This window comes from Nonomuraea sp. NPDC049695 (assembly GCF_040674955.1).
Lineage (GTDB): Bacteria > Actinomycetota > Actinomycetes > Streptosporangiales > Streptosporangiaceae > Nonomuraea > Nonomuraea helvata.
Genome location: NZ_JBFANV010000096.1, coordinates 23,495 through 38,963 on the forward strand (window position 1 = coordinate 23,495; position 15,469 = coordinate 38,963).

Here is a 15,469-nt window from a genome sequence, read left to right on the forward strand (position 1 = left end):
TCGCACTTCGATGACCGGGTTGCCGTATCTCGACGCCGCCACGCTGGAGCGGCTGGTGCCCATGGGGCAGGCCGTGCGGATCCTGGAGGACGCGCTCCGGGCGGGGCTGGACCCCGAGGCCACGCCGCAGCGGCCGATCGTGGACGTGCCGGCCGGACAGCTCCTGCTCATGCCCGCCGCGGCCGGGCGGTACGCGGGGGTGAAGGCCGTCACCATCGCGCCGGGCAACCCCGACCGTGGGCTGCCCCGGATCCAGGGGACGTACCTGCTGTTCGACGGCGAGACCCTGACCCCGCTCGCGGCCCTGGTCGGGATCGCGCTCACCTCGCTCCGCACCCCCGCCGTCTCCGCCCTGGCCGTCAGCCACCTGGCTGCCGGGGACGCCCGGCGGCTGGTGGTGTTCGGGAGCGGGCCGCAGGCGTGGGGGCATGTGCTGGCGCTGCGGGAGGTGCGGCCCGTGGCGGACGTGACGGTGATCGGGCGCGATCCGGGCCGCGCGGAGGCGCTGGCCGGCCGCTGCCGGGCGCTCGGCCTGACGGCGCGCGCCGGGTCCCCGGAGGCGGGGGCTGAGGCAGTGGCGGCGGCCGACATCGTGGTGTGCTGCACGACGGCCAGGGAGCCGTTGTTCCCGGGTAAGCTCGCCCGCGACGGCGTCACCGTCGTCGCGGTCGGCTCGCACGAGCCCGGCGCCCGTGAGCTCGACGGCGACCTCGTCGCCCGCGCCACCGTGGTCGTCGAGGCCAGGGCGGCCGCCCTCGAGGAGGCGGGGGATGTGCTCATCCCGATCCACGAGGGTACGATCACCGCTGGTCATCTCGCCGGAAACCTCGCCGACCTCGTGGCGGGCAGGGTCGTCGCCGGCACCGGGCCGCGCGTGTTCAAGAGCACGGGCATGGCGTGGGAGGACCTCGTGGTCGCGGCCGCCGCTTACGAGGCGTGGATCTCATGACACGGTAGTCCGTGACCGTAGGGCGGCCGGCTGGTGAGCAGGCTTCTTTTGATCAGGGAAGGGATGGGCGGATGGCTGCCGAGGAGCGGCTCGACCTGCCGATGGTAGGAGAGCGGCAGAGCCTGCGCGAACAGGTGTCGCAGGCGCTGCGTGCCGCGCTGATCACCGGTGAGATGCGGCCGGGGGTGGTCTACTCCGCGCCGGTGCTGGCCGCCCAGTTCGGCGTCTCGGCCACGCCGGTCCGCGAGGCCATGCTCGACCTCGCCAAGGAGGGCCTGGTCGAGGCGGTGCGCAACAAGGGCTTCAGGGTGACCGAGCTGTCCGACCGCGATCTCGACGAGCTCACCGAGATCCGCCAGCTCATCGAGGTGCCCACCGTGGCCAGGCTGGCCGACAGCTCCCGGGCGGAGGAGTTCGAGCGGCTCCGGCCCATCGCCGAGGAGATCGTCTCGGCCGCCGAGGGCGGCGACCTGCTCGCGTACGTGGACGCCGACCTGCGCTTCCACGTCGAGCTGCTGACCCTGGCGGGCAACGGCCACCTGGTGGAGGTGGTGCGCGACCTGCGCAACAGGGCCAGGCTCTACGGCCTTTCGCAGCTCGCCGAGCGCGGCACGCTCGCCGACTCGGCCAGGGAGCACCTCCAGCTGCTCGACGCGCTCAAGAACGGCGACAGCCAGGCCGTCGGCCACATCATGGTCGAACACATCGGGCATGTACGCGGCATTTGGGCCGAACACTGAAACAGCGCACTAAGTTCTGACATTTGGGGATCGCGAAGGCGTCGATCGCGGTAATCTCGATGCGGGCCGGATGAGCGACGCCGAGGACGCCCGCCGGCGGCCCCGTCGTCCTGGTCCCCAGCGGACCGGCCACCACCGATTCCGGTGGATGGCGTATGCCTGGTCAAGCGGACACCCGCACTCCGCTGACCTTCCATGGGCTCGGCACACCCGCCCACCGAGAGCCGAGCCCCCCGCCGCGCGCCCGAGACCCCATCCCACGGGCGCGCGGCGGCACGCCACTCCCGTTAGACCTTGCGCCGCCGGGTCGAGCCCAGGCTGGCGGCCACGATGCAGACGATCGCCGCCCACTGCTGCACGTGCAGGACCTCGTTCAGCAGCAGCACCCCGATCAGCGCCGCCGCCGCCGGCTCCAGGCTCATCAGGATGCCGAACACGTCCTTGGGCATCCGCCGCAGCGCGTGCAGCTCCAGCGAGTACGGGATCACCGACGACAGCAGCCCCACGCCGAGCCCGATCAGCAGCAGCTCCGGCTGCAGCAGCTCCGCCCCGCCCGTCGTGATGCCGACGGGAGCGACCACGACGGCCGACACGATCATCGCGAACGACAGCCCGCTCGTGCCGGGGAAGCGCCGCCCGGCCGCCGCCGACAGCAGGATGTACCCGGCCCAGCAGACCCCCGCCACCATCGCGAACCCGATGCCGAGCCAGCTCACCGACGCCGACTGCCCCCACGGCGCCAGCAGCGCCACGCCCGCGCCGGCCAGGCCGACCCACAGCAGGTCGATCCTGCGCCGCGAGGCCGCCACAGCCACGCCCAGAGGCCCCAGGAACTCGATGGCCACCGCGATCCCCATCGGCAGCCGCGCCAGGGCCTCGTAGAAGACCAGGTTCATGAGGGCGAGCGTCAGCCCGAATCCGAGCCCCACCGCCCAGTCGCGCCAGGACAGGCCCTTCAGCCGGGGCCGTACGAACGACCCCATGATCAGCGCACCGGCCGCGATGCGCAGGAACACCACCGCGCTCGGCGGCAGCACCGCGAACAGCTCCTTCGCGAACCCGGCTCCCAACTGCACCGAGAGGATCCCCAGCAGCACGAGCCCGGAGGGCGGGATCGAGTCGGCGGCGCTGCGTAGCAGGCTTCCTGGCCGGGGCAGGCCGGAGCCGCGGTCGAGGGGATCGTCGAGGGCGAAGGCGGTCACGGGGCTCCAATGCAGAGGGACGACAGGTCAGAGCGTACTGAGGCCGCACGACATTCCCGACATAAGGTGTTGCTACTGTCTCCTGGATCATTGGACGCATGAAATCGCCCGCCTTGCCCGTGAGTCTCGCCCGGCCGCCGCTGGCCCTGTCCGTGGCCTCCTTCGTCAGCAGCTTCGACCGCTTCGCCGTGAGCCCCATGCTCGTGCTCATCGCGGTGGACCTGGACGTCCCGCTCTCCGCCGCCGTCGCGGCCGCCAGCGGCTACTACCTGGCCTACGGGCTGACGCAGCCGGTGTGGGGGCTGCTGTCCGACCGGTTCGGGCGGGTGCGGGTGATGCGCGGCGCGCTGTTCGGCGCGGCGCTGGCCGGCGTGGTCTCAGCGCTGATGCCGGTGCTCGGGGCGCTGGTGGTGGCCAGGGTGGTGACCGGCGCCTGCTTCGGCGCCGTGATCCCCACCGGGCTGACGTACGTGGGCGACACCGTCCAGCCCTCGGTACGGCAGCGCGCGCTGACCGACCTGATGGCCGCCGCGGCGCTCGGCACGGCGCTGGCCACCGGGCTGGGCGGGGTGGTCGCGGGCCTGGTGGACTGGCGGGTGGCCTTCACCGTGCCCGCCGCCTGCGCGCTGGCCTGCGCGCTCACGCTCGGCTCGCTGCCTGAGCCGCCCCGTCTCCGCCTCGACGGCCCAGCTACCGGCCCGGGGCTCGGGACGGCACGGTACCTGGGCGCGGTGCTCGGGCACGGCTGGGCGCTGCTGGTGTTCGGGCTGGCCTTCGTCGAAGGCGCGATCATGCTCGGCGCCATGCCGTTCCTGGCCACCGCGCTGGAGCACACGGGGTACGCCGCGGCCGTGGCCGGGCTCGCCATCACCGCGTACGGACTGGGGCTGTGGTTGTTCTCGAAGCTCGTCAAGCGGCTGGCGGGACGCTGGCCCGCTCCCGTGCTGATGACGGTGGGCGGCGCGCAGCTCACCGCCGGATTCGCGATCGTCTCCGTGCACGTCAGCATGCCCACCGTGGCCGTCACGGCGCTGCTGCTCGGGGGCGGCTGGTCGTTCCTGCACTCATCGCTGCAGACGTGGGCCACCTCGGTGGTGCCCGAGGCGAGGGGCACCACCATCGCGTTCTTCGCCTGCGCGCTCTTCGTGGGCAGTGCGGTCTCGTCGTGGGCGGCCGGGCCGCTGGCCGAGCGGGGGAGCTACGCCCTGCTGTTCGGCCTGGCGGCCGGCGCCGCGATCCCGCTGACCGCGGTGGCCGCTCTCACCAGGCGCCGCTACGGCCGCTCGCAGACCGCCCAGCCGCAGTGAGCTACTCCCAGCGGAAGGTGCGCGAGACCAGGCCCAGCGTCAGCACCGCCCACGCGGCGAGCACGGCGAGCGGGACCAGGGGCAGGGCGGCGCCCTGCCCGAGCACCGCGCGCAGGCCGCCGGTCAGGGCCGAGATGGGCAGCACCTCCAGGGCCTGCCGCATGCCATGGGGGAACTTCGACAGCGGGAAGATCACCCCGCCGGCCCCCAGCAGGACCAGGTAGACGAGGTTGGCCGCGGCCAGGGTGGCCTCCGCGCGCAGCGTGCCCGCCATGAGGAGCCCCAGCCCGCTGAAGGCCGCCGTCCCCAGCACGATCAGCAGTGCCGCGCTCAGGAACGACCCGTGCGGCCGCCAGCCCAGCGCCAGCCCGACGGCCACGATCACCGCGGCCTGGATGACCTCCACGGCCACGACGGCGGTCGTCTTGGCGAGCATGAGCCCGGCCCTGGACAGCGGGGTCGCGCCCAGCCGCTTGAGCACGCCGTAGCGGCGCTCGAAGCCGGTCGCGATGGCCTGGCCGGTGAAGGCCGTGGACATGACGGCCAGCGCCAGCACGCCCGGCACCAGGAAGTCGACCCGCCTGCCGCCCCCGACGTCGACCAGCGGCGCCAGCGAGAAGCCGGCCAGCAGCAGCACCGGGATGACCATGGTGAGCAGCAGCTGCTCGCCGTTGCGCAGCATCGCCCGGATCTCCGCGCCCGCCTGGGCGAGGACCATGCGCGAGAACGGCGCGGCCCCCGGCGCGGGGGTGAAGTCGAGTGCGACCCCTCCGGTGCCTGTCATCGCAGCTCCCTCCCTGTCAGCTCCAGGAAGACGTCCTCCAGGGTGCGGCGCTCGATGCGCAGGTCGTCGGCGGTGACGCCCTCCGCCGCGCACCAGGCCGTCACCGTGGCCAGCAGCTCGGGGCCCACCTGGCCCTCGATGATGTAATGCCCGGCGGGCGACTCCTTGGCCGCGCTGCCCGCCGGGAGCGCGTTGAGCAGCTCCTCCAGCGCCAGCCCCGGCCGGGCGCGGAAGCGGAGCTGCCGCTCGGCCCCCGTCAGCGAGGCCGGGGTGCCCTCGGCCACCACCCGGCCCTTGTCGATGATCACCACGTGGTCCGCCAGGCGCTCGGCCTCGTCCATGTGGTGGGTGGTCAGCACGACCGACACGCCCGCCCCACGCAGCTCGCCCACCAGCTCCCAGCAGGCGTGCCGGGCCTGCGGGTCGAGCCCGGCCGTCGGCTCGTCGAGGAAGACCAGCTCGGGCCGCCCGACGACGGCCGCGGCCAGTGACAGCCGCTGCTGCTGGCCGCCCGACATCCGCCGGTACGGAGTGCGTACGTGATCGGCCAGCCCCAGCCGTGACAGCAGGGCCCCGGCGTCGAGCGGATGGGCGTAGAAGCGGGAGACCAGCCGCAGCCACTCGCCGCAGCGCATCGCCGGCGGCACGCCGCCCGACTGGAGCATGATGCCCACCCGTGGCCGCAGCTCCGGCAGCGTGGGCGCGAGCCCGAGCACGCGGACCGTGCCCGCGTCGGCCCTGCGGAACCCCTCGCAGATCTCCACCGTGGACGTCTTGCCCGCGCCGTTGGGCCCGAGCACGGCGGTGACCGCTCCGCGCGCGGCGCGCAGCGTGAGGCCGTCCACGGCGGTGGTGCCGCCGTACCGTTTGACCAGGTCGATGATCTCGACGGCTGGGGATTCCATGGCCACGAGTTTAGGGACTGGGTCACGCGGTCCGGGCCGCAGGTGAGCCCCAGAAGGACGTCCTGGGAGGACCCTGGAAAGATATGACCTGATTTGGACCGCCCTTGACCCGCTCGTAAGAAATATCTGATGACCGGGAATTCGGAGGACCGGAACCTGGTTTGATCCCTCGGCCCTCGTGGGCCGCCGGCCGCGAGGGAAAGGGATCACGCATGTCCGTGGCAGAAGTCACGACCGCCGTCGTCGTCGAGCGGAGGAGAGACCGCCGCACTCTGCTGCTGGTGATCCTGGGGGCCCTGTCGGCGATCGGCCCGCTCTCCATCGACATGTACCTGCCGGCCCTGCCCGCCATCACCGCCGAGATGCTCAGCTCGCCCGCGCAGGTCCAGCTCACCCTCACCGCCTGCCTCATCGGCGTTTCGGTCGGCCAGGTGATCGCCGGGCCGGTGAGCGACGTGCGCGGCAGGAGAGTGCCGCTGATGGTGGGCGTGGCCGGATTCATGGTGGCCTCGCTGCTGTGCGCGTTCGCGCCCTCGGTGCCCATGCTGATCGCGTTCCGCCTGCTGCAGGGCATGCTGGGCGGCGCGGCCCTGGTCATCGTGCGCGCGGTCGTCCGCGACCTGTACGACGGCGCCGCCATCGCCCGCATCTTCGCCACGCTCATGCTGGTCAGCGGCCTGGCGCCGATCCTCGCGCCCATCGCGGGTGCGCAGCTGCTGGCCTTCACCTCGTGGCGCGGCGTGTTCGTGGCGCTCAGCGTCGCCGGGGTGGCGCTGCTGATGCTGGTGCTGTCGGGCGTGCGCGAGACGCTGCCCGCGGCCGAGCGCGAGAGCGGCGGGCTCAAGCACACCGTGGGCACGTTCTGGAGGCTCCTGCGCGACCGCGCCTTCATGGGCTCCGCGCTCACCGCGGGGCTGGCGTTCGCGGCGATGTTTGGCTACATCTCCGGCTCGCCGTTCGTGCTCCAGGAGGTGTACGGCGCCACACCCGCGCAGTACTCGCTCATCTTCGGGCTCAACGCCTTCGGTCTGACCGCCATGGCCCAGCTCGGCGGGCGGCTGTCGGGACGGGTGCCGCCGGTGGCCCTGGTGGCCACGGGGCTCGTCGTCGCGCTGACCGGCGCCTCGCTGCTGCTGACCGCCGCGCTCACCGGGCTCGGCCTGTGGGGCATCGTGGGCGGGCTGTTCGTCATCATGCTCGGCCAGGGCCTCGTCATGCCCGGCACCGGCGCGCTGGCCCTGGCGAGCCAGCCGGCGCAGGTCGCGGGCAGTGCCTCGGCCCTGCTCGGCGTGCTGCAGTTCGCGCTGGGCGCCTGCGCGGCCCCGCTGGTCGGCCTCGTGGGCGCCGGCAGCGCCGTGCCCATGGCCTGCGTGATGCTCGGGCTCATTTTCTGCTCTGGCCTGGCCTTCACCTTCCTGAGAAAGGTTAGGTAAGGCTACCCTGCGTGAGAAATTCCATCCTCGAGCTGCTCAGATCCGTTTGTGCAGCGGGAAGGAATTACGGCACACTGATGTTGTGAAAAACATGCCAGGGATCGAGCCAGGAAGCGAGCGCACCACGCGTGCCCGCGTGGCCAGGCTGATCCTCGAGCATGGTCCCGTCGCGGCCGCCGCGCTGGGCGAGCGGCTCGGGCTCACGCCCGCCGCCGTCCGCCGTCATCTCGACGCGCTGCTCGCTGACGGGATGATAGAGCCTCGCATGGTGAGGCCGCGCGGGCAGCGCGGACGCGGACGGCCGGCCAAGCTGTTCGCCATCACCGACGCGGGGCGCAGTGCCTTCGTGCACGCCTATGACGACCTCGCCGAGAGCGCGCTGCGCTACATCGGCGAGCACATGGGAGAGCAAGCGGTGGCCGACTTCGCCCGCTCGCAGGTCTCGGGCCTGCTGAGGCGGCTGGAGCCGGCCATGCGGACGGTGCCGGCGGACCAGCGCGTTCAGGTGCTGGCGCAGGCGCTGTCGGCAGAGGGGTACGCGGCCTCGGCCAGCAAGGCCAAGTCCGGCGGCGCCCAGCTCTGCCAGCATCACTGCCCGGTGGCACACGCGGCTGCGGAGTTCCCGCAGCTCTGCGAGGCCGAGACGGAGGCGTTCGCGCAGCTGCTCGGCACCCCGGTGCAGCGCCTGGCCACGATCGCCCACGGCGACGGGGTCTGCACGACACATGTGAGCCCACAGTCGCTGGGTGAATCCGCACATAGAGACAAGAGCAAGGAGACCGGAAGGTGACTGTCACCGACCGCCCGGAGCTGGAAGGCCTCGGGAATTACAAGTTCGGCTGGGCCGACCCGGATGCCGCGGGCGCGGCGGCCAAGCGAGGCCTGTCCGAGGAGGTCGTCCGCAACATCTCCGCTCTCAAGAACGAGCCGGAGTGGATGCTCGACCTTCGCCTGAAGGGCCTCCGCCTGTTCGACCGCAAGCCGCTGCCCACCTGGGGCTCTGACCTCACCGGCATCGACTTCGACAACATCAAGTACTTCGTGCGCTCCACCGAGAAGCAGGCCGCTTCCTGGGAGGAGCTGCCCGCCGACATCAAGAACACCTACGACAAGCTCGGCATCCCCGAGGCGGAGAAGCAGCGCCTCATCGCCGGTGTCGCCGCCCAGTACGAGTCCGAGGTCGTCTATCACAAGATCCGTGAGGACCTCGAGGAGAAGGGCGTCATCTTCGTCGACACCGACACGGGCCTGAAGGAGCACGAGGAGCTCTTCAAGGAGTACTTCGGCTCGGTCATCCCGGTCGGCGACAACAAGTTCGCCGCCCTCAACACCTCCGTGTGGTCCGGTGGCTCGTTCATCTACGTGCCGCCGAACGTCGAGGTCGAGATCCCGCTCCAGGCGTACTTCCGGATCAACACCGAGAACATGGGCCAGTTCGAGCGGACCCTGATCATCGTGGACGAGAACAGCTACGTCCATTACGTCGAGGGCTGCACCGCGCCGATCTACTCCAGCGACTCGCTGCACAGCGCGGTCGTCGAGATCATCGTGAAGAAGAACGCCCGCTGCCGTTACACGACCATCCAGAACTGGTCGAACAACGTCTACAACCTGGTCACCAAGCGCGCCGTGGCGTACGAGGGCGCGACCATGGAGTGGATCGACGGCAACATCGGCTCCAAGGTCACGATGAAGTACCCGGCCGTCTACCTGATGGGCGAGCACGCCAAGGGCGAGACGCTGAGCGTCGCGTTCGCGGGCGAGGGCCAGCACCAGGACGCCGGCTCCAAGATGGTGCACCTGGCGCCCAACACCAGCTCCAGCGTCATCTCCAAGTCGGTGGCGCGCGGCGGCGGCCGCACCTCCTACCGCGGTCTCGTGCAGATCGAGGAGGGCGCCCACGGCAGCGCCAGCACCGTCAAGTGCGACGCCCTGCTGGTCGACCAGATCAGCCGCTCCGACACCTACCCGTACGTCGACGTCCGCGAGGACGACGTCAAGATGGGCCACGAGGCCACGGTCTCCAAGGTCAGCGAGGACCAGCTGTTCTACCTCATGAGCCGCGGGCTCGACGAGGACGAGGCGATGGCGATGATCGTGCGCGGCTTCGTGGAGCCGATCGCGCGTGAGCTGCCCATGGAGTACGCGCTCGAGCTCAACCGGCTGATCGAGCTGCAGATGGAAGGAGCCGTCGGCTGATGGGCCTGAACGAGAAGCCCCTGTCGACCTTGCACGAGAAGGCGTCCTACGAGCTGGGCGACTTCGAGGTCCCGACCGGGCGCGAGGAGGCGTGGCGCTTCACGCCGCTCTCCCGCCTCAAGGGCCTGCACAGCGGCAAGGCCGAGGCCGTCGGCCATGTCCGGGTGGACGTCGACGCGGCGCCCGAGGTCACCGTCGAGACGGTCGGCCGCGACGACGCCCGCGTCGGCAAGGCGTTCATGCCGACCGACCGGGTCAGCGCCCAGGCGTGGAACAGCTTCGAGAAGGCCACCGTCATCACGGTGCCGCGCGAGGCCGTCACCTCCAAGCCGACCGTGCTCACGCTCACCGGCTCCGGCGACGGCGCCGCGTACGGCCACCTCGTGGTCAAGGTGGAGCCGCTGGCCGAGGCCGTGGTCGTGCTCGACCACAAGGGCAGCGCCGTCTACGCCGACAACATCGAGTTCGTCGTCGGCGACGGCGCCTCGCTCAGGGTCGTCAGCCTGCAGGACTGGGACGACGACGCGGTCCACGTCTCCCACCACCACGCCCAGCTGGCCAAGGACGCGACCTTCCGCAGCTTCGTGGTGACGCTCGGCGGCGACCTCGTACGCCTGTCGCCCAACGTCTCCTACACCGCTCCCGGCGGCGACGCCGACATGTCGGGCGTCTACTTCGTGGACGCCGGGCAGCACCTGGAGCACCGCCTGCTGGTCGACCACTCGCAGCCCCACTGCAAGAGCAACGTCGACTACCGCGGCGCTCTGCAGGGCGAGGACGCGCACGCCGTCTGGATCGGCGACGTGATCATCAGGGTCGAGGCCGAGGGCACCGATACCTACGAGCTCAACCGCAACCTCATCCTGACCGACGGCGCCCGCGCCGACTCGGTGCCCAACCTGGAGATCCTCACCGGCGAGGTCGCCGGGGCGGGGCACGCCTCCGCCTCCGGCCGGCTCGACGACGAGCACATCTTCTACCTCCAGGCCCGCGGCATCCCCTACGACGAGGCCCGCCGCCTGGTCATCCGGGGCTTCCTGGGCCAGCTCATCGAGAAGATCCAGGTCGAGGAGATCCGCGAGCGCGTGCTCAGCGCCGTGGAGGCGGAGCTCGCCCGATGAGTTCGTTCGAGAAGGTGTGCAAGCTCGACGACATCCCCGACGGGGGTGTCATCGGGGTGGAGGTCGGCGAGACGCCGGTGGCGCTCGTGCGCAAGGGCAACGAGGTGTTCGCCCTGCACGACGTCTGCTCCCACGCCGAGGTGAAGCTCAGCGAGGGCGAGGTCTACGACGGCACATTGGAGTGCTGGCTGCACGGCTCGTGCTTCGACGTGCGCTCCGGCAAGCCCACAGGCCCGCCCGCCACCCAGCCCGTGAACGTCTACACAGTCAAGATCGACGGCGATGACGTCCTCGTCTCGCTCTCGAAGGAGTCATAAAGCCAATGTCCACCCTTGAGATCCGCGACCTGCATGTCGCCGTCGAGGACAAGGAAATCCTGCGCGGCGTCAACCTGACCGTCCAGTCGGGCAAGACCCACGCCATCATGGGCCCCAACGGCTCGGGCAAGTCGACGCTCGCCTACGCGATCGCCGGTCACCCGAAGTACACGATCACCGGCGGCCAGGTGCTGCTCGACGGCGTGGACCTGCTGGAGCTGTCGGTCGACGAGCGGGCCCGCGCGGGCCTGTTCCTGGCCATGCAGTACCCGGTCGAGGTCCCCGGCGTCTCGGTCTCGAACTTCCTGCGCTCGGCCGTCACCGCCGTCCGCGGCGAGGCGCCCAAGCTGCGCGAGTTCGCCAAGGACCTCAAGAACGGCATGGACGCCCTGTCCATCGACGCCGCCTTCGCCCAGCGCAACCTGAACGAGGGCTTCTCCGGCGGCGAGAAGAAGCGCCACGAGATCCTTCAGCTCGAGCTGCTCAAGCCGAAGATCGCGGTGCTCGACGAGACCGACTCCGGCCTCGACGTCGACGCGCTGCGCGTGGTGTCGGAGGGCATCAACCGCTTCCGCGCCTCCGGCGACACCGGCGTGCTGCTGATCACGCACTACACCCGCATCCTGCGCTACGTGAAGCCGGACTTCGTGCACGTCTTCGCGGGCGGCAGGATCGTCGAGGAGGGCGGGCCGGAGCTGGCCGAGAAGCTCGAGGCCGAGGGCTACGAGCAGTACACGAAGGCGAGTGCATGACTCAGATCAGCTTTGACGTGGAGAAGATCAGGAAGGACTTCCCGATCTTCTCCCGCGAGCTGCCCGACGGGCGCCCGCTCGTCTATCTCGACTCGGGCAACTCCTCCCAGAAGCCCAACCAGGTCATCGACACCATGCGTGACCACCTGGCGCTGCACTACAGCAACGTCGGGCGGGCCATGCACGTGCTCGGCGCGGAGTCGACCGACGCCTACGAGAGCGCCCGCGACAGAGTCGCCGCGTTCGTCGGGGCGCCGTCGCGCGACGAGGTGATCTTCACCAAGAACGCCTCCGAGGCGCTCAACCTCATCGCGTACGCCTTCGGCAACCCCATCAACACCGACCCGCGCTTCACGCTCGGCCCCGGCGACGAGATCGTCATCTCCGAGATGGAGCACCACTCCAACATCGTGCCGTGGCAGCTGCTCGCGCAGCGCACCGGTGCGACGCTGAAGTGGTTCGGCGTCACCGACGAGGGACGGCTCGACTACGACCCGTCGGTGATCACCGAGCGGGCGAAGATCGTCTCGATCGCCCACCAGTCCAACGTGCTCGGCACCGTCAACCCGGTCGCCGAGGTGGCGAGGCGGGCGCACGAGGTCGGCGCGCTCATCGCGCTGGACGCCTCCCAGTCCGTGCCGCACCACCCGGTGAACGTCGCCGAGCTGGGCGCCGACTTCGTGGCCTTCACCGGCCACAAGATGGTCGGCCCCTCGGGCATCGGCGTGCTGTGGGGCAAGGCCGAGCTGCTCGACGCCATGCCCCCGTTCCTGGGCGGCGGCGAGATGATCGAGGCGGTCTGGATGGACCACTCGACGTACGCGCCGGTGCCGCACAAGTTCGAGGCGGGCACGCCGCCGATCGTCGAGGCCATCGGGCTCGGCGCGGCCGTCGACTACCTCACCGAGGTCGGGATGGAGGCCATCGAGGCGCACGAGCGCACGCTGACGGCCTACGCCCTCGACGCCCTGCGCGAGGTGCCCACCCTGCGGCTCATCGGGCCCGACTCGCTGGAGGGGCGGGGCGGCACGGTGTCGTTCACGCTGGAAGGGATACATCCGCACGACGTCGGGCAGATCCTGGACGACCAGTTCGGCGTCGCCGTACGCGTCGGTCACCACTGCGCGCGCCCCCTGCACCTGCGCTTCGGAATACCGGCGACCACGCGGGCGTCGTTCTACCTGTACAACACCACGGGCGAGATCGACGCCCTGGTCCGCGGCCTCCACCACGTTCAGAAGGTGTTCGCATAGCCATGATCGGCGAGTCGATGTACCAGGAGCTGATCCTGGAACACTACAAGCACCCGCAGGGGCGGGGGCTGCGCGAGCCGTACGACACCGAGGTTCACCACGTGAACCCCACGTGCGGCGACGAGATCACCCTCAGGGTGAAGGTGGGCGACGGCGGCAAGGTCCTCGACGTCTCCTACGACGGGCAGGGCTGCTCGATCAGCCAGGCCGCCGCCTCGGTGCTGCACGAGCTGGCCACCGGCTCGACGGTCGAGGAGACGCTCTCCGTGGTCGACGAGTTCACCAGGCTCATGCAGGGCCGGGGACAGGTGGAGGCGGACGAGGACGTGCTCGGCGACGCGGTCGCCTTCTCCGGCGTGGCCAAGTTCCCCGCGCGGGTCAAGTGCGCGCTGCTGTCGTGGATGGCCTACAAGGATGCGGTTGTGAGGAGTGCCCGATGAGCAAGCCTGTGGAGACTCCGACCGGTTTCGACGGCGAGGCGAACGTCGAAGAGGTCATGGAGGCGCTCAAGGACGTCGTTGACCCCGAGCTCGGCATCAACGTCGTGGACCTGGGCCTCATCTACGGCCTCAACCTCGACCCCGGCCCTGACGGCGGGCAGCCGGTGGCCACCATCGACATGACGCTGACCAGCGCGGCCTGCCCCCTGACCGACGTCATCGAGGACCAGGCGCACTCCGCGCTCGACGGCATGGTGTCCGACGTCAAGATCAACTGGGTCTGGCTGCCGCCATGGGGCCCGGACAAGATCACTGACGAGGGGCGTGAGCAGCTCCGTATGCTAGGCTTCAACGTCTGATCATTTTCGCTGTTACGGCTGGCGTAAGCGTCAGCCGTTTCAGCATGCCATCGAGGGTTTCGGAAGGTCCGGACCCATCCAGGGAATTTCCGATAACATCCCCGGCGTTGGTAACAGATGTACCTGACGCCTCATTGCGCGTCTCGCGCCGCCTGCGGCCGGCGCCGGTGCGTCCCCCTCACGTGTTGAGAATTGGCCCGCCCCGACGGCGGGCGCCCTGACCCCTGTACGGCCAGTGCCGTACGCCCCGGCTCGTCCTTTCGCAGAAGTGACGCGCCACTTCGACGGAAAGGCACGACTTTCGTGACCACGCTTGACGCTGTCATGCCCGCGTTCGACGAGACCGTCTCCGGCTCGGTGGACTCCGCCTCCGCGGACTCCCGCCCGGCGGACGCAGGCTCAGTGGACGCCGAGGCTGCGGGCTCCGGCTCGCGCCAGGCCGCTCCCGAGCGGGGCCCGTCCGAGTTCGAGCTGCTCGGCCTGCCCAAGCCGCTCATCACCGGACTGGCCAAGCAGGGCATCGACAGCCCGTTCCCCATTCAGAGCGCGACCATCCCCGACGTGCTCGCCGGCAACGACGTGCTCGGCCGCGGCCAGACCGGCTCCGGCAAGACGCTCGCGTTCGGACTGCCCACCATGGCCCGCCTCGCGGGCGTGAGGCCGGCCCCCGGCCACCCGCGCGCGATGATCCTCGTACCCACCCGCGAGCTCGCCCTCCAGGTGCACGACGCCCTTGAGCCGCTCGGCCGCGGCCTGGGCCTGCGCATGAAGGTCGTCGTGGGCGGCATGTCCATGGGCAAGCAGATCGAGGCGCTGCGGCGCGGCGTCGACATCGTCATCGCCACCCCCGGCCGCCTGGGCGACCTGATCCGGCAGGGCGAGTGCTCGCTCTCCGACGTCGAGGTCAGCGTCCTGGACGAGGCCGACCACATGTGCGACCTCGGCTTCTTCCCCGTCGTGACCGACCTGCTCGCGCAGACGCCCACCGACGGGCAGCGGCTGCTGTTCTCGGCCACGCTCGACGGCGACGTCGACAAGCTGGTGCAGCGCTTCCTCAAGGACCCGATCACCCACTCCGTGGCCCCGGCGACCTCGCCGGTCGACACCATGGAGCACCACGTGATGCAGGTCACGCGTGACGAGAAGTTCGACGTCATCGCCGAGATCGCCAACCGCGAGGGCCGTACGATCATCTTCGTCCGCACCCAGCACGGCGTCGACCGGCTCTGCAAGCAGCTGGCCAGGGTCGGCGTCAAGGCGGGCGGCCTGCACGGCGGCAAGCGCCAGAACCAGCGCACCCGCATCCTCGCCGAGTTCCGCGAGGGCGCCGTCAACGTGCTCGTCTGCACCGACGTCGCGGCGCGCGGCATCCACGTCGACAACATCAGCCTGGTGCTGCACGTGGACCCGCCGCAGGACCACAAGAGCTACCTGCACCGGGGCGGCCGCACGGCCCGCGCCGGGGAGAAGGGCACCGTGGTCACGCTGGTGCTGCCCAGCGAGCGCCGCTCCACCGACGCGCTCACCCGGCGCGCCGGGATCCACCCGTTCCGGCTGAAGGCCACGCCCGGCCACCCGCGGGTGGCCGAGGTGACCGGCGCCCGCATGCCGAGCGGCGAGGCCATCCCGGTCTGGGAGCCGGACGAACGGAAGAGCGGCGGGGGGGGGAAGAGGGGTTGGCCCAAGGTGTAGATCACGGGGGGCGCCG

General features: G+C 70.7%; 16 protein-coding genes. 13 read left to right on the forward strand and 3 right to left on the reverse strand.

Features of this window, described 5'->3' with window-relative positions; all coding sequences use genetic code 11:
• Positions 1–10: 10 nt before the first annotated feature.
• Entirely contained in the window at positions 11–949 is a 939-nt protein-coding gene (locus tag AB0J64_RS47260) for an ornithine cyclodeaminase family protein (protein ID WP_364042787.1), read from the forward strand.
• Positions 950–1,020: 71 nt separating this feature from the next.
• Complete coding sequence (locus AB0J64_RS47265) at positions 1,021–1,689, forward strand: GntR family transcriptional regulator (RefSeq protein ID WP_364042789.1); 669 nt, start codon at positions 1,021–1,023, stop codon at positions 1,687–1,689.
• A gap of 287 nt (positions 1,690–1,976) precedes the next feature.
• Here AB0J64_RS47265 and AB0J64_RS47270 read toward each other — a convergent pair whose 3' ends face one another.
• Positions 1,977–2,891, reverse strand: a complete 915-nt coding sequence (locus AB0J64_RS47270) for an EamA family transporter (RefSeq protein WP_364042791.1) — start codon at positions 2,889–2,891, stop codon at positions 1,977–1,979.
• 98 nt (positions 2,892–2,989) lie between these two features.
• Here AB0J64_RS47270 and AB0J64_RS47275 point away from each other — a divergent pair, with 98 nt between their 5' ends.
• Positions 2,990–4,198: an MFS transporter gene (locus AB0J64_RS47275; protein WP_364042793.1), complete on the forward strand. Its 1,209-nt coding sequence runs from the start codon at positions 2,990–2,992 to the stop codon at positions 4,196–4,198.
• Between the two features lies 1 nt (position 4,199).
• Here the strand turns inward: AB0J64_RS47275 and AB0J64_RS47280 are convergent, their stop codons facing one another.
• Entirely contained in the window at positions 4,200–4,982 is a 783-nt protein-coding gene (locus AB0J64_RS47280; RefSeq protein WP_364042795.1) for an ABC transporter permease, read from the reverse strand.
• Positions 4,979–5,887, reverse strand: a complete 909-nt coding sequence (locus AB0J64_RS47285) for an ABC transporter ATP-binding protein (protein WP_364042797.1) — start codon at positions 5,885–5,887, stop codon at positions 4,979–4,981. The genes AB0J64_RS47280 and AB0J64_RS47285 overlap by 4 nt, the downstream gene beginning before the upstream one ends.
• Before the next feature lie 212 nt (positions 5,888–6,099).
• Between AB0J64_RS47285 and AB0J64_RS47290 the strand changes: the two genes are divergently transcribed.
• The 10 genes from AB0J64_RS47290 (at position 6,100) to AB0J64_RS47335 (ending at position 15,453) form a co-directional block, all read left to right on the forward strand.
• Positions 6,100–7,320 (forward strand): multidrug effflux MFS transporter, encoded by a 1,221-nt coding sequence (locus tag AB0J64_RS47290; protein WP_364042799.1) that lies wholly within the window; start codon positions 6,100–6,102, stop codon positions 7,318–7,320.
• Positions 7,321–7,411: 91 nt separating this feature from the next.
• Positions 7,412–8,110, forward strand: coding sequence for a helix-turn-helix domain-containing protein (locus AB0J64_RS47295; RefSeq protein ID WP_344996041.1), 699 nt, complete (start codon positions 7,412–7,414; stop codon positions 8,108–8,110).
• On the forward strand, positions 8,107–9,519 hold the full coding sequence (sufB, locus tag AB0J64_RS47300) for a Fe-S cluster assembly protein SufB (protein ID WP_185076969.1): 1,413 nt from the start codon (positions 8,107–8,109) through the stop codon (positions 9,517–9,519). The genes AB0J64_RS47295 and sufB overlap by 4 nt, the downstream gene beginning before the upstream one ends.
• Positions 9,519–10,640 carry a Fe-S cluster assembly protein SufD gene (sufD, locus tag AB0J64_RS47305; protein ID WP_364042801.1) on the forward strand — a complete coding sequence of 374 codons (1,122 nt, stop codon included), beginning with the start codon at positions 9,519–9,521 and terminating at the stop codon, positions 10,638–10,640. The genes sufB and sufD overlap by 1 nt, the downstream gene beginning before the upstream one ends.
• Positions 10,637–10,957, forward strand: a complete 321-nt coding sequence (locus AB0J64_RS47310) for a non-heme iron oxygenase ferredoxin subunit (RefSeq protein WP_364042803.1) — start codon at positions 10,637–10,639, stop codon at positions 10,955–10,957. Before sufD ends, AB0J64_RS47310 begins: the two co-directional genes overlap by 4 nt.
• A 5-nt stretch (positions 10,958–10,962) precedes the next feature.
• A complete protein-coding gene (gene sufC, locus AB0J64_RS47315; RefSeq protein WP_344995220.1) occupies positions 10,963–11,709 on the forward strand; it encodes a Fe-S cluster assembly ATPase SufC in 747 nt (248 codons plus the stop codon).
• Positions 11,706–12,962, forward strand: a complete 1,257-nt coding sequence (locus AB0J64_RS47320; RefSeq protein WP_364042805.1) for a cysteine desulfurase — start codon at positions 11,706–11,708, stop codon at positions 12,960–12,962. Before sufC ends, AB0J64_RS47320 begins: the two co-directional genes overlap by 4 nt.
• 2 nt (positions 12,963–12,964) lie before the next feature.
• Positions 12,965–13,402: a Fe-S cluster assembly sulfur transfer protein SufU gene (gene sufU, locus AB0J64_RS47325; RefSeq protein ID WP_364042807.1), complete on the forward strand. Its 438-nt coding sequence runs from the start codon at positions 12,965–12,967 to the stop codon at positions 13,400–13,402.
• Positions 13,399–13,761 carry a metal-sulfur cluster assembly factor gene (locus AB0J64_RS47330; RefSeq protein WP_344995229.1) on the forward strand — a complete coding sequence of 121 codons (363 nt, stop codon included), beginning with the start codon at positions 13,399–13,401 and terminating at the stop codon, positions 13,759–13,761. The genes sufU and AB0J64_RS47330 overlap by 4 nt, the downstream gene beginning before the upstream one ends.
• Before the next feature lie 303 nt (positions 13,762–14,064).
• Positions 14,065–15,453: a DEAD/DEAH box helicase gene (locus AB0J64_RS47335; protein ID WP_364042809.1), complete on the forward strand. Its 1,389-nt coding sequence runs from the start codon at positions 14,065–14,067 to the stop codon at positions 15,451–15,453.
• Positions 15,454–15,469: the final 16 nt, after the last annotated feature.